The following is a 19,084-nucleotide window of genomic DNA, read 5'->3' on the forward strand; positions in this document are numbered from 1 at the left end:
CTAATATTTGTGAGAATTTAAACAAACGCTTAATCGGTAATTTATTTCTGTTGTTTAATGATTTTATATTCAGTGTTTTATATCTTGTTTGGACTAAACAGGTATCCATTTCTTATAAATGATTCCCGAAATTGGGATTGAAGAATTATGATAAAAACAGCTTGTATTTTACTATATTTTCAATTGAAATAATATTGATGTATTTTGTTTTCTTTCAAAAAAAATCATAAAATACGCTTAATCATTTCTAATCATTCAAATTTGTTTAGTATCGAAAAATTGCCATTGTGATAAATCAGGTTCACTTATTAAGATAAATTGTATCGTCGAAGAAATAGATAGAATTATGTACTGCCCAAGAATTTTTTAGTTTGAAAACTGATTTCAAAGGTTAATTTTTTATTAAAAATATTTAAAATTTATTAAAATATTCTTAAAGTGGGAATTTGAAATAAAATTGGCACAATTTTTCAATGTAGTTATGTAACTCATGTTTAATTTGAGTTTTCATGGTTATTAGTTTTTATCCTCAGAGAAGTCTGAGGATTTTTTTTGTTTTTAATAGTCGAAATCAAATAAGTAATTGTATCTGCTGTTTTCTACCTCTGAAATAAAGTTATAATAATCCGGGAAAATTTGCCCCCTTACATCTTTTACATAGAAAATTTTTCTTTCTGTATCAAAATTAAATTCAATCTTTTTAAAAGCATTTTTTCCGATGCTCATTAGGAAATGATAGATGTTTAAAATGTGTAAATTGTCTTTTTTTAGATAGCTGCCACTGTTTTTACAGATTTTAATACTTGTGGTTTCAATAGTTATAATCGTCATATTAATAATTTTGTGTGCGATAAAATTATTAATATGCTAAACTTTATATTATGATTTAAAGCATAGTATTCACTAATTAGGTTTTTTTTTCGTATATTTGCAATGTCTCTTACTAAGAGACGTTTTTTTTCATCATTTGTGTTTTTATGACCTCCTGTTCTCAGGAGGTTGTTTTGTTTGTGTACTTTTCTTATTTTGATTTAAAAAAATTATATAAAAAAATATTTGTAGATAAAAAATACCACAAAAATTCATTTTTACATGAATATAACCTTGACTGGCATAGTGGTTGAATATGATAGAACAACACTTTATTATAATATCTTTCAAATTTTAATCCTTGGCTTCGGTTGAGGATTTTGTGTAATAATCACTATAAAAAAACGTCATTAAATTGTGCTTTAAGAAAATATAGAAAAATTGTTATACTTTTGAAATGGCCTGATAAAATCCTTTATCTGTAACCACAATTCCTCCTTTTGCGCGCCATCCTTGAAGGATGTATTCGTTAACTTCTTGTTCTAAAGAATCTAAAAATAAGTTGTGTAATACTTTGTAATTCATAATATTGTTGTTAGATCTTCCTAATATACAAAAAGATCGAATTTAAAATTGACCCAATCTCAAAACTTAGGGAGAAAGTAGATCAACTTTTTATTGTCTTTTATAAGTGGAACGGCTTTGTAAAACTTAAAACATGTCATAATCATAAAACTTTGTGGGCTTTGTGTTAAAAGTTTAAAGTTCAAAGTTTAAGGCTTTGAATTTTTACAGTTAAGCAAATTGAATATTGCTATCATTTGCTGAGTAGGACGCCATTGCGACCTAAATATTTAAAATAGGATACAAAGCTTTAGCGATCGATAGCGTTAGAGAGAAAATAAAGAATTTTTCTAGTCTTGTTTTCGAATATTATACTGATATCTCTACGGGGATGACAAACTTTATGGATACAAACTTTTGCGTAGTATCCTAGTTTTGTAACTGATCCATTTTTTTCTTAGAATAAACTTTATAAAAAGACAACAACAGATGTAATTAAAAAATCATTTATCGGGAAAATATCGGGAAACATAGTAAGCAAATAGACACAAATGTTGACACACAATAAAAAAGCCTCTCTATAAATAACCGAAATTCGGTATATTATAGAAAGGCTAAGAGGTGCCTAGCGGATTCGAACCGCTGTAGATGGTGTTGCAGACCACTGCCTAGCCGCTCGGCCAAAGCACCGTTTTTACCATTTTTGAGGTGTGCAAATATAGTAAAATTCTTTATTCAACCAAATTTTTTCATGCAATTTCTTTAGTACCCAAGCTGTCGATTTCGCTTTTTATCTGAATTTCAGCTTCATAATTTTTAATATTAATCACGTTGGTGTCGCTCCAGTTGTCGTGCCAACCATTGCCACCTCCTAAAAATGAAATAGCATCAAACGGTACAACTCTAGATAAACACCTATAAAGTATTTGCTGTCTTGTTGGTTTTTCACCATCTATGCTAATTACTTTTGTATTAGTAACGAGCTTCCCAAGAGATCGACCGTCGGTTAAGCTTTCCCACAAATAATAATAAATTAATATGACAAAACTTCCGCTGAGGTATTCCCATAAAAATCCTCCGTTATTATAAAAGTAAAAGAAATTAATAGAAGTCATATTATAAAGTAGAATACTTGCAGTTGATAAAATGAGGTTGATAACAGATATTGCAATGATATCTATTAGATAATTGGCAAACCTGCTGCCTTTTGACGCTTGATTGTTGTGAACAATTTTTAAATATTTTCTCATGTTTAGTTATTAGTTTTAAGTTTTTACATTCCGTTTAATAATAATTTTAAAGAAGCATTAGTATCAATCACAGCAGTGATTCCTGTTGAGGTTAAAAGTATTTTAGAGGGCTTTAAATTGAAAACTCTGCCGTTCATTTTTAACCCTTTATAATATTCTTTGTTAAATGCATCTTCAATACTTTTTTTAGCATTTTCTTCTAATTCCTGAGTCGGAATTCCGTATTCCTGCTCAATCATCTTTACAATTTTCCCCTGAAACAAAACCGAAGCCGTTTTATGTAAAATATTCATCGTTTTCAGCTTGAATTTTGTATTCGACAACACAATTTTCCTTTTCGTTTCATCATATATCGGAATTCCCGAAATAATCGCGGTTCCTTTAATATAACCTTCTGTTTGGGCTTCAATCATAATTTTATCATCAATTCCGTAGACGCGAATATCCGTTATTTTTACCTTTGAGTTCTGAATATCAAATTCTTTATTCAAAAAAGTTTGCCTTGCAATATTGCTAGCTTCGGTGAAAGGAATATTCGCTGTCGTCTGAAGTGAAAACTGATCTGCCAAATTCTGTGAAAAATTAAAATTCGCCGCAGAATTTATTGTTGGAGAAGCTGCTGGTTTCGCTCCTGTAAAGGTTTCAGAGTATACGTCAATTCCTAAGTTGGTATTGATCTGATTTCCATAAAATTTCAATGGTGTAATATTCACAGCAATCGGCGTCACTTTCAACCACGTATTATATTCTTCCGAAATATTGAAAGGTTGTGAAAAAACATTCCATGCCATCACCGCATATTTTTGAAAATTAAGCTGTGTCGCCATTTGCTGATCAATGGTCTGGCTAAATTTCACCTGCTGTTCCTTCAAACTTTTTTCCACCAAAGAAGTAATCGGAATCTGAATTCTCCCGAAATCAAGCACCGGCTTGGTCACCCATCTGAAACCGTTGGGTTGGGTTTTAGTGGCAATCGTCCAGTTATTTTTGAAATTTAAGGTCGTGTTGAAAGACATCACCGTTTCAAACGTTGTATTCTGATAGCTGTAAACGCCCAAGGTTCCAATACCTTTTTCAGCCCAAATCTTAAGCGGAACTTCGATTAATAAATTATTATTCGTTCCTCCCACAAGACGTATAGCTCGGGTTTTCCAGACTTTTACCTTAAACTGATCGTTATTATTATCAGTATAAGAATCATCCTGATAAATAAGGTCGCCCACCGAAGCATTGATCATATTGCTGATCTCCGAAAGGGGAATGGTCACAGGCATTGTAATATTGGATTTTATTTTCGGAAAATTATACGGATTCGGCTGCGTACTCACACTTGTTTGCCCGAAAACACAGGCAAAAGCAAATAGAAATAATATTTTGATGAATTTCAAGTCTTTATGTTTTAATAAGCGAAAGTAATAATAATTTTAATTTTCAGGTTTAAAACTTTGTTCAAGTTCAACGCTGGCTCCTTTCATTTCTCCTTTCATCGGAGGGGAGGTCTTGGTTATTTTTAATTTAATATAATCAATCTGCGAAAATTTTTCATGAATTTTAGAAATGATTCTTCCAGCAACATGTTCCAGTAATTTAGAGTTGATTTTCATTTCATCATGAATAATATCGTTGATATCTGCATAGCTGATGGTGTCATTCAAATCATCAGATTCTGCGGCTTTCCACAGATCGGTGTGAAGTTCCACATTCAGAATATAATAGGTTCCGATAATATTTTCTTCAGGCAGAACTCCGTGATAAGCATATATTTTTACGTCTTCAAGATAAATCTTGCTCATATTTTCTTTAATTTTTATTAAGCAAAAATCGTTTTAATTCTTCAAAATCGGGAGCTATTTCTATACTTTTTTTATCTTTTTTCATTAAATCTTGTAATGATTCAGGTAACTCAATTTTAATATTGGTCGCTTTTTCTACGGCATCAGGAAATTTTACAGGATGTGCGGTTTCCAAAATAAATCCTTTTTTATCTGGATTTTCCGTTAAATATTTTTCCAAGGCTGCATAAGCAACGGCCCCGTGAGGTTCCAATAAATAATTATCTTTTTCATAAACCTCACGAATTATGTGTAAAGTTTCCTCATTATTAATAGAATAACCAGAAATTGTATGTTGCAAATTTTGAAATTCATTTTCAAAAAGCTCCAGAATTCTTACAAAATTACTCGGATTACCAACATCCATCGCATTCGAAAGGGTAGCAATCGTTTCTTTAGGTTCTAATTTTTGAGTTTTTAAATACTGAGGAACTACATCATTTTCATTACAGGCAGCAATAAAATGTTCAGCAGGAAGTCCTCTGAAATGTGCTAAAATTCCTGCACAAATATTCCCGAAATTCCCACTTGGAACACAAATCACAGGATTTTCTTTTTCCAATTTCTGCCATTGTTTTAAAGCTAACAAATAATAAATCTGCTGAGGAAGCCATCTTGCCACATTAATAGAATTCGCCGAAGTCAAGAATAAAGTTGAATTGATTTCGTCATCTGCAAAAGCCTGTTTTACTAAATTTTGACAATCATCAAAACTGCCGCCAACTTCCAAAGCAAAAATATTTTCACCCAAAGCGGTCAATTGTTTTTCCTGAACTTCACTTACCCGATTTTTAGGGTAAAGTATCACAACATCAATATTTTCTGTTTTATAAAATCCATTGGCGACCGCACCTCCTGTGTCTCCGGAAGTGGCAACCAAGACGGTTACTTTTTTATTTTCATCTTTTAAAAAATAAGAAATACAGCGACTCATAAATCTTGCACCAACATCTTTAAAAGCCAAAGTCGATCCATGAAAAAGTTCTAAAGAATAGATATTTTCATTGATTTTTTTCAAAGGAATTTCAAAATTGATAGTTTCTGAAACGATTTCTTTTAAAATTTCTGATGGAATTTCGTCTCCCACAAAATCTTTCATACATCGAAAAGCAATTTCTTCATCGGAATATTGATCTAAATTTTCAATAAAATCTGTATCAAATTGTGGAATATATTCAGGAAAAAACAGCCCTTTTTCTTTTCCTTGACCTTTTATAGTTGCAGTTTTGAAATCAACAACTTCTTCTTTATCTTTTAAATTATAGTATTTCATTGGGTTATATTTTGTGAATAATTTTTTTAACATTAAGACTTTATAAGGATTTAAGATTAATTAAGGAAACATCTTTGATGTTTTTTAGCGGAATGCTTATTATTTGACGAAGTCAAATTCCTTAAAAAACTCTTTTTAAGTTTGTAAATTTCTAAACTTCTTAATGTTTAAATGAATTAAGTATAGAATTAATCTTCAATAACTTTGATTCCTGACGGATTTATTTTTGAAACATACACAAAGCTTTCAATGTTGATTTCATCATAAGCAGATTTCATCATTTTAGCAATATTCTGTGCAGTTTCTTCTTTTTCTGAAAGCATAAAAATCGATGGTCCCGAGCCCGAAATGCCGCCACCTAAAGCGCCTAATTCCAAGCTTTTTTCTTTGACTTCATTAAATTTCGGAATCAAAATACTTCGGACAGGCTCTACAATCACGTCATTTAAACTTCTGCCAATCAATCCAAAATCATTTTTCTGAATTCCGGCTACCAATCCGGCAATGTTTCCCCATTGTTCTATCGCATCCTTTAACAGTAGAGTTTTCTTCAAAATCTGCCTTGCATCAGAAGTTTTTACCTCAACCTGCGGATGAACTGCTGTCACCCATAAATCAGGAGAATTCAAAGGAATAATATCAACAGGATCAGAAGATTTAACTAAAGTTATTCCACCATAGATGCAGGGCGCAATATTATCCGCATGTTTCACTCCAGAAGCTAATTCTTCTCCAAACATTGCGAAATAAACCAATTCTTCTTTAGATAAAATGTTGCCTAATAATTCATTAGCCCCAACTGCTGTTCCGGCTGCACTTGCTGCACTCGAACCCAATCCGCTTCCTGGTTTTATTTTCTTATTGATAATGACTTCAAAGCCATTTTTTAATTGCAGATGTTCCTGAATTTTCAATAAAACAACTCCGGCAACATTTTGTGATGGCTCTTCGGGCAATCCGAAACCGTCTGTATGTTTTATAATAATTTCTGGGGTTTCTAATAGTCTCAACTCCATTTCATCAAACGGTTCATGAATGGCCATTCCCAAAATATCGAATCCACAAACCAAATTGGCGACGGTTGCTGGAACTTGTAATTTTATTTTTTTCATAATTAAAATTTTAAACTGAACGAACAATATCTGCGAAAACTCCACTTGCCGTAACTTCTGCACCGGCACCGGCTCCTTTTACTACTAATGGTTGTTCAGAATATCGCAAGGTTTTAAAAATAACAATATTGTCTTTTCCATACAGATGATAAAGATCGCTTTCAGGAGCAATATGCTGTAAACCGACTTTAGCTTTTCCTTCATTAAATTCAGCAACATATTTTAAAATTTTTCCATCCTTTTTGGCATTATCCAGTAAATTTTTAAAATGACTTTCATATTTCAAAAGAGCGTTGTAAAAATCTTCTACGCTGCCTTTCATACATTCTTCAGGAAGAAAACTTTCATTTTCAATTTCATTAAATTCCAATGAATAACCTGCTTCTCTCGCGAGAATTAAAATTTTTCTTGCAACATCTGTTCCGGCTAAGTCCAATCTTGGATCAGGTTCTGTATAGCCTTCTTTTTGTGCCTGAAGAACAACTTCCGAAAAGGTTTGTTTGCTATCGTAATTATTAAAAACAAAATTTAAAGTTCCACTCAAAACTGCTTGAATAGACGTAATTTTATCACCACTTCTCATCAGATCATTAATAGTTCCGATGATGGGAAGTCCGGCACCAACGTTTGTTTCAAAGAAAAATTTGCAGCTGTGATTTCGGGCAATATTTTTTAAATTTTTATAGTTTTCAAAATCTGATGAAGCTGCGATTTTGTTACAAGCGACAATATTTACACTCTTTTTTAGCAATTTTTTATAAATATTTGGAATATCTGAATTGGCGGTCACATCAACAAAAATTGAGTTTCTTAAGTTTCTTGAAATAATTTCCTGAGCAAACTTTTCCACAGAAGCATCTTCACCATTTTTATTAAAATTTTCCAATTCATTTTCTGAAATTCCTTTATCTGAGAAAATCATTTTCCGGCTGTTAGAAAGTCCTACAATTCTTAAATTAATCAAAAGATTTTCTTTAAGATATTCGTTCTGATCGTAGATTTGCTGAATTAATTTCATTCCCACATTTCCTGTTCCGCATATATAAAGATGAACTTGCTTTATTTCTGATTCAAAAAATTCTTCATGCAAAACATTCACTGCTTTTTTCGTGTCTTTTTCTGAAATCACAATGCTGATATTTTTCTCCGAAGAACCTTGCGCAATGGCTCTGATGTTAATTCCGTTATTTCCCAGACAGCCGAACATTTTTGCGCTCACGCCGCTTCTGCTTTTCATATTTTCTCCAACCAAGGCAACAATGGAAAGATTTTTTTCAATTTTTACAGGTTCGACTCTTTTTAGTTTTAAATCATCTTCAAAAACAAAATCAATAGCATTTTTTGCATTAAAAACATCTTTTTCATGAATAGCAACTGTGATAGAATGTTCTGATGAACTTTGAGTGATGAGAATAACATTCACCTTTTCATTGCTTAAACATTGAAATAATTTTGCCGAAAATCCGGGAATTCCAATCATTCCACTTCCTTCTAAAGTCAATAAAGCGATGTTACTCATATTCGAAATTCCAACAGCAATCTGTTGATTTTCAAAATTTTGCTTTTCTAATTGATGAGAAATTAATGTTCCGAATGCTTCTGGTTCAAAAGTATTTTTAATTTTTAAATCAATATTTTTAACCATTACTGGTTGAAGGGTAGGCGGGTACAAAACTTTTGCTCCGAAATGCGAAAGTTCCATGGCTTCGGAATATGAAATTTCGGCAATGGGTTTTGCATTGGAAACCAATCTTGGATCGGAGGTCATCATTCCGCTTACGTCTGTCCAAATCTGAAGTTCATCGGCATTGATGGCTGAGGCGATAATCGAAGCTGTAAAATCGGAACCACCTCGTCCTAAAGTTGTCGGATTTCCTTTTTCATCTTGAGCAATAAATCCGGGAGCAATGATAATCTGATGTTGATTTTCATTTAAATATTTTCTAAAATTTTGTTCAGTTCGTTCAAAATTTACTTTTGCGTTTGTGAAATTGCTATTAGTCAAAATCTGTTCTGAAGAATTCATCCAATGGATATCCAATCCTTCAAATTTTAGTTTAGCAGCAATAATACGAGATGAAAGAAATTCACCATAAGATGTGATTTTGTCTTTTATTCTATTGGTAAATTCACCTAAAACAAAAATTCCGTTGCAGATGTCTTCAATATCATTAAAATGTTTTTTTGCAAAACTCAGCCAAGAACTTTGTTCTAAAACTGGGATTAATTCTTTAACAACATTTAAATGTTTTTCTTCAAGATTTTTAATGATTTCAATATAGTTTTCATCTTTTTGAGAGGCACTTTCTGCCGCTTTTATCAGTTGATCTGTAACTCCGTGAAGTGCTGAAACTACAACGATTATTTTATTTTCAGAGGCTTCTTTTTTTATGATATTTTCAACAAGCAATATGTTTTGAGCGTTGGCGACCGAAGTTCCGCCAAATTTTAAAACTTTCATTATTTAAAATTTTAGTGATAGAAAATTGAAATTTTTACTCTTTAGAAAAAAGAGTACGCAAGCGTATAATGATATGTGAAAATAGACCCCGTTATGGGGTAATCGTAGTTGTTGTAGCAATAATAGAAACAAAATTTCCTTCCGAAATAGAGAAATTCGGAGTTGAAATTTTAGATATGTTTCTTAAAAAATTCATTGTTACAGAACAAATGTACAAATTATTTTGAAATGACAATTTTTTTAAGAAAGAAATATTTTTATCATTTTCGTGTGATTTATTTAAATATTGTATCTTTATAAAATAAACTAAATCAGGTCATTATGAAAAAAGTTCAAATAACTTAATAGAACTCACTAAAACATATTATTGGGGGATTTGCTCCTCCTATTTCATATTGTAGTATATTTTGGTGTGATGAGATTATTGCTACTCGTCGGGAGGTTAATTAAATAGGCTGCCAAAAAAATCTTGGCAGCCTTTATTTTAGCAATTTTCGGGAATATAATGACCTCGCGGAACACAAATTAGTTGTCCGTTACAACCTTGTCCGCAGGTCTCGTGAATTTCACAATTTAAATTGCAAATTCCACTTCCTCCATTTACTTGTTTAAGACTTTTTCTGTCTAATTTCTTTAAATTTTTCATGTTGAATATTTTAGTTTCATTCAAATATAAATAAATATTCAATACGCCGTGAAAAATTATTTTATACTTTTTGATAGATCAAGCATGGCCTCGATTGGCTTTAATGCTCTTAATCTCAATTCTTCGTCGATCAGAATTTCCGGAAGTTCGTATTTCATACATAAATACAATTTTTCCATCGTGTTACGTTTCATATAAAAACATTCTGAACAATTACAGCTTTCGTCGAAAACCAAAGCTGGAATCAGTTCTTTATGAGGCGCACGTTTTTTCATTTCGTGCAAAATTCCTTCTTCCGTTGCGATGATAAATCTTTGACAATCGTCTTGTTCCACATAATTCAACAAAGCTGATGTAGAACCGATAAAGTGTGCTAATTTCAACACCGCTTCTTCACTTTCCGGGTGAGCAATTAATTTAGCATCCGGATTATCAGCCAGCTGTTGTGCAATTCTTTCCATTGAAAATGCTTCGTGAACGATACAGCTTCCATCCCAAAGAATCATATCACGACCTGTTTTTTGAGATAAATATCTTCCCAAGTTTTTGTCCGGTGCAAAAATAATCGGTCGGTCAGTTGGAAGCGCTTCAATCACTGTTTCAGCATTTGAACTGGTTACAATAATGTCACTTTCAGCTTTTGTTTCAGCATTACAGTTGATGTAGGTTGCGATCAAAGCATTTGGATGCTGTTCGCGCATTTTTCTCAAACCTTCACCTGAACATCCGTCTGCCAAAGAGCATCCTGCCATTGTATCAGGTAGAACTACTTTTTTAGTTGGGTTCAGAATTTTCGCTGCTTCAGCCATGAAATGCACTCCACAGAATACGATCATATCAGCATTGGTATCTTTTGCCTCTCTTGCCAATTGAAGAGAATCTCCAAGGAAATCGGCAATATCCTGAATTTCTCCAGGCTGGTAATAATGCGCTAAAATAACCGCATTTTTTTCTTCTTTCAACTTGAGAATGGCTTTCACCAATTCTTCACCTTCCGGAATGATAAGGTTTTTTATATCCAAATATCCCCTAACCGGAATAGCCGATTTAGCCCTTTCTAATGTTTCGGTACTCATATCAACCTCAATGTTTTTGCTCACTAGAAATTAGAAGTCACAGAAATAAGAAATAAGAATTTTGACGTCATGTATTAAACCTCAAACTTCCAGCTCCCATCATCCATCCTCTTAACTCCCAATGAAATTTTTTATTAAACTTTCTATTTCTTCTTTTGCAATATTCAGATCGTTATTAATAACGATTCTGTCAAATTCTTTCGCGTAAGACAGTTCTTCTTCTGCCTTTTCTACGCGTGTTTTGATGGTTTCTGCATCATCTGTATTTCTTGAAATCAATCTTCGTTCCAACTCTTCAATGGAAGGTGGTTCTATGAAAATCGATAATGCTTTTTCACCAAAATATTTTTTCAGGGAAATTCCGCCTTTTACATCAACATCGAAAATCACTACTTTCCCTTGATTCCAAATTTTTTCAACTTCAGACTTTAAAGTACCGTAATATTTATCCGTATAAACCTCTTCAAATTCAACAAAAGCGTCTTCTGATATTTTTTGTCTGAATTCATCCGGACTTAAAAAATGATAATCCACTGCATGAACTTCACTTCCTCTCGGTTGTCTCGTGGTACATGAAATTGAGAACTGCAATTCATTAAATACCTCCAAAGAATGCTTCACTAATGTCGTTTTTCCGCTTCCAGACGGCGCTGAAAATATGATAACCTTTTTTTTGTTCAAAGTTTTACGTTTATGGTTTAAAGTTAAACTCATTATTCAAAAGTGGTATGTTTGTTCAAGGAATTAACCTTGAATTTTAAATATTAAACTTTGAATTTAAAGCACATTTAACGTCTGTTCTTTAATTTTTTCCAAATCATCTTTCATCATCACCACCAATTTCTGGATTTGTGCATGATTGGCTTTTGAACCTAAAGTATTGATCTCACGACCGATTTCCTGAGAAATAAATCCAAGTTTTTTCCCGTTGAAATCTTCATTGTCCATCACTTCTTTGTAATATTTCAAGTGTTGGGCAAGTCTTACTTTTTCCTCAGAAATATCCAATTTTTCTGTGAAATAAGCCATTTCCTGATAAAAACGAGTTTCATCAACATTTTCAAATTCTTTTAAAGATTTTTGATAACGTTCTTTTACGGCTGTAATTCTTTCTTCTTCAAAAGGAATGACTTCCGCTAAATTTTTATCAATATTCTGAATATTTCTTTCCAGTTCTTCGTGAAGAATTTTTCCTTCCGTTTTTCTGAATTCTTCGAAACGATCAACTGCATTGTGAACAATTTTTGCCAAGGATTCCCATTCACCTTCCGCCAATTCATCGGGTCTGGAAGTGATTGCATCCGGAAGTCTTACCGCCATTTTCAGATATTCGAAATCGGGTCCATCTCCAGCGATGTTTCGAAGTTCTTTCATGTAAGAATCAATTAATCCTTTATTGATTTTCACATCGTTCGTCTCCTCAAGATTCTCTATATTGATGTAGCAGTCTACTTTTCCACGGATGAGTCTATCATTAAGAATTTTTCTGATTTCAAATTCTTTCTCTTTATAACGTAAAGGAATTTTAATATTTAAATCAAAGCTTTTGCTGTTCAGTGATTTAATATCGATAGTAATTTTTTTTCCTTCAAAAACGTCTTCGGCTCTACCAAAGCCTGTCATTGATAAAATCATAGTTTTTTATTGTCGTACAAAGATAATGATTTAAGTCTATAGTGTGACTTTAACGTTATACTATCAAATTATTTTATTTAAACCATTAAGATTTTGATTAAGAAGTTAAGAATATTAAGATAAGCTTCACTTTTAGCATAATGTTTATAAAAATCTATTTGATTTTCTTCTTAATTAAACTTAACATCTTAAATGTTCTTAATGGTTTAAGATATATCGAAATTTTCATTAATAGATTTTGTAGTTAATAATAAAAGCTTGTTTTCGTAGATTTGTGCTGTGAAAAATAAAAATTTGATTTCCGTTGTAGGACCGACCGGAATTGGGAAAACAAGATTGGCAATTGATTTGGCGAAACATTTCAATACGGAAATTATTTCCTGTGACTCTCGACAGTTTTTTAAAGGAATGGAAATCGGGACGGCGTCACCTTCAGTAGAGGAATTAGCGGAAGCACCTCATCATTTTATCGGAAATCTTTCAGTTCAGGAATATTATTCAATCGGGCAGTATGAGGAAGATGCTTTGAAAAAACTCAACGAACTTTTTGAAAATCATGATACCGTTATTTTGGTTGGCGGAAGTATGATGTATGAAAAAGCTGTAATTGAAGGTTTGAACGATTTACCCGAAGCCGACGAAAATAATCAGAAAAAATTACATGAAATTCTCGAAAATGAAGGAATTGATAAACTTCAGGAAATTTTAAAAGAGCTCGATCCTGAATATTTCAATATTGTTGATTTTCATAATCACAGAAGACTTTTGCGAGCAATTGATGTCATTTGGCAAACGGATAAAAAATATTCTGAATTAATTGCTGTTTCACAAGATTCCAGAGATTTTAATTCTATCCGAATTGGAATTGAAGCGCCACGAGAAGAATTGTACGACCGAATCAATAGGAGAGTGGATATCATGATGGAGAAAGGTCTGTTGGAAGAAGCAAAAAGTCTGGAAGAATTTAAAGAACTTACGGCTTTGAAAACCGTTGGATATTCAGAATTATTCAAATATTTTGATGGTGAATGGGACTTAGATTTTGCCGTTTCTGAAATTAAGAAAAACAGCCGAAGATATGCAAAACGCCAACTGACTTGGTATCGAAAAGCGGATGATATTCATTATTTGCAATTGGGATATTCGCAGGAGGATTTTGATGGGTTGATTGAATATATTCATGAAAAGATTTCGAACTAATTTAGTTGTTGGAAAAGCACAAAGGCGCAAAGTTCTTTTTAATATTTTGTAATGTTTTAAGGCGCAAGGATTTTATCTTCGATAAAATTGTGTACCATTCATCTTTGCTGAAATTTTTAACCATTAAGATTTTAATTAAGAAGTTTAGAGTATTTAAGATGAGCTTTGCTTTTAGTTTAGTAATACTTATTAAAATCTATTGATTTTTCTTAATTAAACTTAACTCCTTAAATGTTCTTAATGGTTTATAAAGTTTTAGTTTAAACAAAAAAATGCGATCCCGAAAGACCGCATTCTATTAACAATATAATTAAATTTACTACTTCCAACCGCCTCCTAACGCTCGGTATAAGTCTACAATACTGCTCAATCGCTGTCTTTTTACGGAAGCCAAATTAAGTTCTGCCTGTAGAGAATTTCCCTGCGCTGTTATTACTTCTAAATAGTTTGCCATTCCGCCTTTGTAAAGCATTTCGGCACTTTTAATTCCGTCTTTTAAGGTTGCCACCTGTTCGGTTGCTTTTTGTTCCTGAACTTTTAAGCTTTCATTAGAAACCAAAGCATCAGAAACTTCACCCACCGCATTTAAAACAGATTGACGAAACGCCAATACATTTTTCTCTCTCTGGATTTTAGCAACATTTAAATCTGTTTTTAATTGTCTTTTCTGAAAAATAGGTTGAGTAATTCCACCTAAAACAGAACCGAACAATGATGCCGGAATTGAAAACCAATTGTCCACTTTAAATGAATTTACTCCTCCGTTTGCAGTAATTTTCAATGAAGGATACATATTTGCCTGAGCAATTCCCACTATTGAATTTGATTCCAACAACACCAATTCCTGTTGACGAACATCCGGACGACGGCTTACCATCGCTGCAGGAAGCCCCGCAGAGATATCCTGTGGCAAAGACGTATCAGCCATTTCAATGGTTCTTGTGATTTTGTTCGGATTTTCACCAATCAAAATACTTAAAGCATTTTCCTGAATCGCGATATTTTGCTCCAACTGCGTAATCAAGAGTTCTGTGGATTGTTTTTGAGAAGTTGCCTGCTGAACTCCTAAAGACGTTGTATCACCACTTTTCCATAATTTTTCTGTCAAAGAAAGGGTGTTGGTACTTAATTCTAAATTTGATTTTGCAATCTGCAATTGCTTGTCAAGCATCAATAAATTATAATATCCCTGAGCAATTGCCGCAACTACTTGGGTCTGAATCGCTTTTGTCGCTTCGTAAGTTTGCAGATATTGCATTTTAGAAACTTCCTGTTGATTTTTTATTTTACCCCAAATATCGGCTTCCCAAGATAGGTTGAATGCTGCATTGTAATCTTCAACATGACTCTGACCTAAAAATAAGTTTAAGCTTTGCCCGTTCATGCTGTTTTTTGAAGGTTTTGAAATCTGCGCAGAAACGCCAAAACCAACATCAGGATATTGAAGATATTTTGCCTGTTTTAATTTCTCTTGTGAAGAAGCCACCTGTTTTAAAGCAATCTGTAAATCGTAATTGTTTTTAATTCCTTTTTCGATTAAACTTTGCAACATTGGGTCGCTGAAAAATTCTTTCCATTGTAAGTTCGCAACGCTTGCTGTATCGGCCGTTGCGGTATATTGAAACGTTTCCGGAAGCTCAAGCTCAGGCTCCTTGTATGCCAGTTTCGACACGCAGGAGACCGAACCCAGAGCCAGTCCAAAAGCGAAGATGATATTTATTACTTTTTTCATAAGTCGATATTTATTTTTTAATTGATGACAAAAACTTTGAGAAGTTATAGTTGCAAAGAAGTCTTTAGTAGGAGAAAATGCTTTGCTTTTTATGATATTAGTTTGAATAGTTTCTTCTCTATTTTTAAATTTGAACCATTAAAAACATGTAAGAAGTTGAGTTTAATTAAGAAAAATCAAATTGATTTTTTAATAAACGAAGTATAGCTTAATATTCTAAACTTCTTAATTAAAATCTTAATGGTTCAAAATGTATTTAAAAATTCTCAAAGTTTTGTCAATCATTATATTAATGAGCCGGAGTTAAAAGATCTTCTTCCAATTTTTGTCTTTGAAGTCTTTTCTTTTTTCTGCTCGGCATTTTTTCATGTAAATATTGGAAGATCACAAACATCACAGGAATAATGAATACTCCGAATACAACGCCTGTAAACATTCCTCCAACGGTACTGATTCCGATTGAATGGTTTCCTTTTGCTGCCGCTCCCTGTGACCAAACCAATGGCAACATTCCGACGATGAAGGCAAATGAGGTCATCAAAATCGGTCTTAAACGTAATCTTGAAGCTTGAAGTGCTGCTTCAAGTAAACTTCTTCCTGCATTTCTTCGCTGAACGGCAAATTCCACAATAAGAATCGCATTCTTGGCTAATAATCCGACGAGCATGATCAATCCGACCTGAACGTAGATATTATTATCAATTCCTGCTAATCCTGTGAAAGCAAATACTCCGAAAATCCCTGTAGGAATCGTTAAAATAACTGCAAACGGAAGGATATAACTTTCATATTGAGCTGCCAATAAGAAGTAAACAAACAAAATACTCAATGCAAAGATGAAAGTCGTTTGTCCACTAGTTTTGATTTCCTCACGGGTAATTCCTGTCCATTCATATCCAAAACCTCTTGGAAGTGATTTTTGTGCAGTTTCTTCAACCGCTTTAATCGCGTCTCCGGTACTGTAGCCAGGTTTCGGTGTTCCGTTGATCGTAACTGCGTTGAAGAGGTTATTTCTTGTTACCGTTTCAGGTCCGAAAGTTCTTTTCAATGTTACCAATGTTTTTACAGGAACCATTTCGCCTGATTTATTTTTAACATAAATTCCTTCCAAAGAATTCGCATCCGTACGATAAGGAATATCCGCCTGAGCCATTACTCTGTAATATTTTCCGAATCTGTTGAAATCTGAAACGAAGCTACTTCCGTAATAAATCTGCATCGTTTGCATCAATTCAGTAATAGAAACGCCTAACTGATTCGCTTTATCTGAATCTACATCAATCGTAAACTGAGGGTTTCCAGCGGCATACGTTGTAAATGCAAATGCAATTTCCGGGCGTTTCATCAATTCTCCGATGAAGGCCTGAGTGGTTGTTCCCAATTGTTCAAAAGTACCGTTGGTTTTATCCTGAAGCATAAATTCAAACCCGGAAACGTTACCAAATCCCTGAACTGTAGGGAAGTTGAAGAAGAACGCGTTGGCATCTTTTACCTGCGCGACTTTTCCGGTTAATGAAGCTGCAATCTGATCGGGATCTTTCATCTCGCCGCGTTGGTCATAATCTTTCAGTTTAATAAAACCGGCAGCATAAGGAGAAGCATTGGAGTTGCTGATGAAGTTCATTCCATCGGCTACCCAAAGGTGATTTTTAGCTTTTTCGCCGTTAATGATCTTGTCGATTTGCTCTGTTGCTTTGTTTGTTCTGTCTAATGAACTTCCCGGAGGAGTATTCACGGCATATAAAACGAATCCTTGATCTTCAGTCGGAATAAACCCTGAAGGTGCTTTGTTGATTAAGAAAACACTTCCGGCAATCAGAAGAGCTAGACCTCCGATGGCTACCCATTTATTTTTAATTAAAAATTTAAGGCTGTAGATATATTTTCTTGTCATGTTATCAAAACTGGCGTTGAAAGCATTGAAAAATCTTGCTCCAAACCCTGTTTTTTTACCATGTTCACCGTGTTCTCCCTGAGGATCGTTCAGGAACATTGCACATAAAGCCGGACTTAATGTTAATGCGTTAACTGCAGAAATCATAATCGCAATCGCCAATGTAAAGGCAAACTGTCTGTAGAAAACTCCCGCAGGACCTTGCATAAAGCCAACCGGAATAAATACGGCACACATCACCAATGTAATGGAAATAATCGCTCCTGAGATTTCACTCATGGAACTCATTGTTGCATGTTCTACAGGCATTCCTGTTCTTTCCATTTTGGAGTGAACGGCTTCTACCACCACAATTGCATCATCTACCACAATACCGATGGCGAGTACCAATGCAAACAATGTCAGCATATTAATACTGAATCCAAACAGTTGAAGGAAGAAGAAAGTTCCCACAATAGCCACCGGAACCGCAATCGCTGGAATTAATGTAGATCTGAAATCCTGAAGGAAAATATATACTACAATAAATACAAGGATAAATGCAATCACTAATGTTTCAACAACCTGATGGATTGAAGCATCCAAGAAATCTTTAGAATTATACATAATGATCGGTTCAACTCCTTTTGGAAGGGTTGTTTTCATCTGATCCACCTGTTTTTCAATCTCTGTTAAGATCTCATTCGCGTTCGATCCTGCTGTTTGAAGGATGGCAAATCCGGCAACCGGTTTTCCATCAACTCTGTTAGCGGCAGTATAAGTATAAGAACCGAATTCTACTCTTGCAACATCTTTCAGTCTTAGGAAAGAACCGTCACTGTTCGCTTTGATGGCAATATTTTCGTAGTCTTCGTTTTTGTTTAATTTACCTTTATATTTTAAGATATATTCGTAAGTTTCCTTACTTCCTTGTCCCAAACGACCAGGTGCTGCTTCCAAGTTATGATCTTTTACGGCATTCAAAACTTCCTGTGGAGAAAGTCCGTTGGCTGCTAATCGGTCTGGTTTCAGCCAAAGTCTCATCGAATAATCTCTCGTTCCGAAAACCTGTGCCTGAGCAACCCCCGGAATACGCTGAATTTGTGGAATAACGTTGATTTTTAAATAATTCTGAAGGAAAAGCTCATCATATTGTTTCGGGTCATCACTTGATAATCCCATAAACATAATCATACTGTTCTGAACTTTCTGTGTTGAAATTCCCGCCTGCACAACCTCTTGCGGAAGCTGGCTCATGGCTTTGGATACACGGTTCTGAACGTTCACTGCCGCATTATCTGCATCGGCACCTTGTTTGAAGAAAACGCTTAGGGTCATGGTTCCGTCGTTGCTGGAATTGGAAGTCATGTACGTCATGTTTTCTACTCCATTCACGGCTTCCTCAATCGGGGTAGCTACCGAGCGGGCTACCACTTCCGCATTCGCTCCCGGATAGAATGCTGTTACCTGAACACTTGGCGGCGCAATATCCGGAAAGAGGGCGATGGGCAAATTAAAGAGGGACAGCGCCCCCAATAATAAAAGTATTATGGAGATGACCGTTGAAAGTACCGGTCTTTCTATAAATTGTTTTAACATAAGAAGTTTAATTTTAAGTTG

General features: G+C 33.9%; 15 protein-coding genes and 1 tRNA gene. 1 reads left to right on the forward strand and 15 read right to left on the reverse strand.

Going from position 1 to position 19,084, the window contains the following annotated elements; genetic code table 11:
• Positions 1–558 precede the first annotated feature (558 nt).
• The 13 genes from ABEG63_RS01810 to ABEG63_RS01870 all read right to left on the reverse strand — a co-directional run bounded on the left by ABEG63_RS01810 (position 559) and on the right by ABEG63_RS01870 (position 12,659).
• Positions 559–831: a hypothetical protein gene (locus ABEG63_RS01810; protein ID WP_346582530.1), complete on the reverse strand. Its 273-nt coding sequence runs from the start codon at positions 829–831 to the stop codon at positions 559–561.
• A gap of 423 nt (positions 832–1,254) precedes the next feature.
• Positions 1,255–1,395 carry a hypothetical protein gene (locus ABEG63_RS01815; RefSeq protein WP_312388949.1) on the reverse strand — a complete coding sequence of 47 codons (141 nt, stop codon included), beginning with the start codon at positions 1,393–1,395 and terminating at the stop codon, positions 1,255–1,257.
• A 598-nt stretch (positions 1,396–1,993) separates the two neighbouring features.
• Positions 1,994–2,064, reverse strand: a tRNA-Cys gene (locus ABEG63_RS01820).
• A 59-nt stretch (positions 2,065–2,123) separates the two neighbouring features.
• On the reverse strand, positions 2,124–2,624 hold the full coding sequence (locus ABEG63_RS01825; protein WP_267401975.1) for an RDD family protein: 501 nt from the start codon (positions 2,622–2,624) through the stop codon (positions 2,124–2,126).
• A gap of 23 nt (positions 2,625–2,647) precedes the next feature.
• On the reverse strand, positions 2,648–4,012 hold the full coding sequence (locus ABEG63_RS01830; RefSeq protein WP_346582533.1) for a DUF4403 family protein: 1,365 nt from the start codon (positions 4,010–4,012) through the stop codon (positions 2,648–2,650).
• 36 nt (positions 4,013–4,048) lie between these two features.
• A complete protein-coding gene (gene folB, locus ABEG63_RS01835) occupies positions 4,049–4,417 on the reverse strand; it encodes a dihydroneopterin aldolase (protein ID WP_346582535.1) in 369 nt (122 codons plus the stop codon).
• 7 nt (positions 4,418–4,424) lie between these two features.
• Entirely contained in the window at positions 4,425–5,729 is a 1,305-nt protein-coding gene (gene thrC, locus ABEG63_RS01840) for a threonine synthase (protein ID WP_346582536.1), read from the reverse strand.
• Between the two features lie 188 nt (positions 5,730–5,917).
• Positions 5,918–6,841 (reverse strand): homoserine kinase, encoded by a 924-nt coding sequence (locus tag ABEG63_RS01845; RefSeq protein WP_346582538.1) that lies wholly within the window; start codon positions 6,839–6,841, stop codon positions 5,918–5,920.
• 10 nt (positions 6,842–6,851) lie between these two features.
• Entirely contained in the window at positions 6,852–9,302 is a 2,451-nt protein-coding gene (gene thrA / locus ABEG63_RS01850) for a bifunctional aspartate kinase/homoserine dehydrogenase I (RefSeq protein WP_346582541.1), read from the reverse strand.
• 484 nt (positions 9,303–9,786) lie between these two features.
• Positions 9,787–9,948 carry a hypothetical protein gene (locus ABEG63_RS01855; RefSeq protein ID WP_312388939.1) on the reverse strand — a complete coding sequence of 54 codons (162 nt, stop codon included), beginning with the start codon at positions 9,946–9,948 and terminating at the stop codon, positions 9,787–9,789.
• Between the two features lie 56 nt (positions 9,949–10,004).
• Positions 10,005–11,024 (reverse strand): quinolinate synthase NadA, encoded by a 1,020-nt coding sequence (nadA, locus tag ABEG63_RS01860; RefSeq protein WP_346582543.1) that lies wholly within the window; start codon positions 11,022–11,024, stop codon positions 10,005–10,007.
• Positions 11,025–11,135: 111 nt separating this feature from the next.
• A complete protein-coding gene (gene gmk, locus ABEG63_RS01865; RefSeq protein ID WP_346582544.1) occupies positions 11,136–11,705 on the reverse strand; it encodes a guanylate kinase in 570 nt (189 codons plus the stop codon).
• A 96-nt stretch (positions 11,706–11,801) separates the two neighbouring features.
• A complete protein-coding gene (locus ABEG63_RS01870) occupies positions 11,802–12,659 on the reverse strand; it encodes a DUF1732 domain-containing protein (protein WP_312388934.1) in 858 nt (285 codons plus the stop codon).
• Positions 12,660–12,938: 279 nt separating this feature from the next.
• Between ABEG63_RS01870 and miaA the strand changes: the two genes are divergently transcribed.
• Positions 12,939–13,859: a tRNA (adenosine(37)-N6)-dimethylallyltransferase MiaA gene (miaA, locus tag ABEG63_RS01875; RefSeq protein ID WP_346582546.1), complete on the forward strand. Its 921-nt coding sequence runs from the start codon at positions 12,939–12,941 to the stop codon at positions 13,857–13,859.
• A gap of 319 nt (positions 13,860–14,178) precedes the next feature.
• Here miaA and ABEG63_RS01880 read toward each other — a convergent pair whose 3' ends face one another.
• Together ABEG63_RS01880 and ABEG63_RS01885 are read right to left on the reverse strand one after the other, a co-directional pair.
• The gene (locus ABEG63_RS01880; protein WP_346582548.1) at positions 14,179–15,591 is read right to left on the reverse strand and encodes an efflux transporter outer membrane subunit; all 1,413 of its coding nucleotides are present in this window, start codon (positions 15,589–15,591) and stop codon (positions 14,179–14,181) included.
• 289 nt (positions 15,592–15,880) lie between these two features.
• Positions 15,881–19,063 (reverse strand): efflux RND transporter permease subunit, encoded by a 3,183-nt coding sequence (locus ABEG63_RS01885; protein WP_312388930.1) that lies wholly within the window; start codon positions 19,061–19,063, stop codon positions 15,881–15,883.
• Positions 19,064–19,084: the final 21 nt, after the last annotated feature.

The sequence above is a fragment of the Chryseobacterium sp. C39-AII1 genome, from assembly GCF_039672645.1.
Taxonomy (GTDB): Bacteria; Bacteroidota; Bacteroidia; order Flavobacteriales; family Weeksellaceae; genus Chryseobacterium.

Coding starts and splice junctions, on each gene's coding strand:
- ABEG63_RS01825 (WP_267401975.1), bottom strand. CDS start 2,624: ATGAGAAAATATTTAAAAATTGTTCACAACAATCAAGCGTCAAAAGGC.
- ABEG63_RS01845 (WP_346582538.1), bottom strand. CDS start 6,841: ATGAAAAAAATAAAATTACAAGTTCCAGCAACCGTCGCCAATTTGGTT.
- ABEG63_RS01880 (WP_346582548.1), bottom strand. CDS start 15,591: ATGAAAAAAGTAATAAATATCATCTTCGCTTTTGGACTGGCTCTGGGT.
- thrC (WP_346582536.1), bottom strand. CDS start 5,729: ATGAAATACTATAATTTAAAAGATAAAGAAGAAGTTGTTGATTTCAAA.
- ABEG63_RS01870 (WP_312388934.1), bottom strand. CDS start 12,659: ATGATTTTATCAATGACAGGCTTTGGTAGAGCCGAAGACGTTTTTGAA.
- nadA (WP_346582543.1), bottom strand. CDS start 11,024: ATGAGTACCGAAACATTAGAAAGGGCTAAATCGGCTATTCCGGTTAGG.
- thrA (WP_346582541.1), bottom strand. CDS start 9,302: ATGAAAGTTTTAAAATTTGGCGGAACTTCGGTCGCCAACGCTCAAAAC.
- ABEG63_RS01810 (WP_346582530.1), bottom strand. CDS start 831: ATGACGATTATAACTATTGAAACCACAAGTATTAAAATCTGTAAAAAC.
- folB (WP_346582535.1), bottom strand. CDS start 4,417: ATGAGCAAGATTTATCTTGAAGACGTAAAAATATATGCTTATCACGGA.
- ABEG63_RS01815 (WP_312388949.1), bottom strand. CDS start 1,395: ATGAATTACAAAGTATTACACAACTTATTTTTAGATTCTTTAGAACAA.
- ABEG63_RS01855 (WP_312388939.1), bottom strand. CDS start 9,948: ATGAAAAATTTAAAGAAATTAGACAGAAAAAGTCTTAAACAAGTAAAT.
- ABEG63_RS01885 (WP_312388930.1), bottom strand. CDS start 19,063: ATGTTAAAACAATTTATAGAAAGACCGGTACTTTCAACGGTCATCTCC.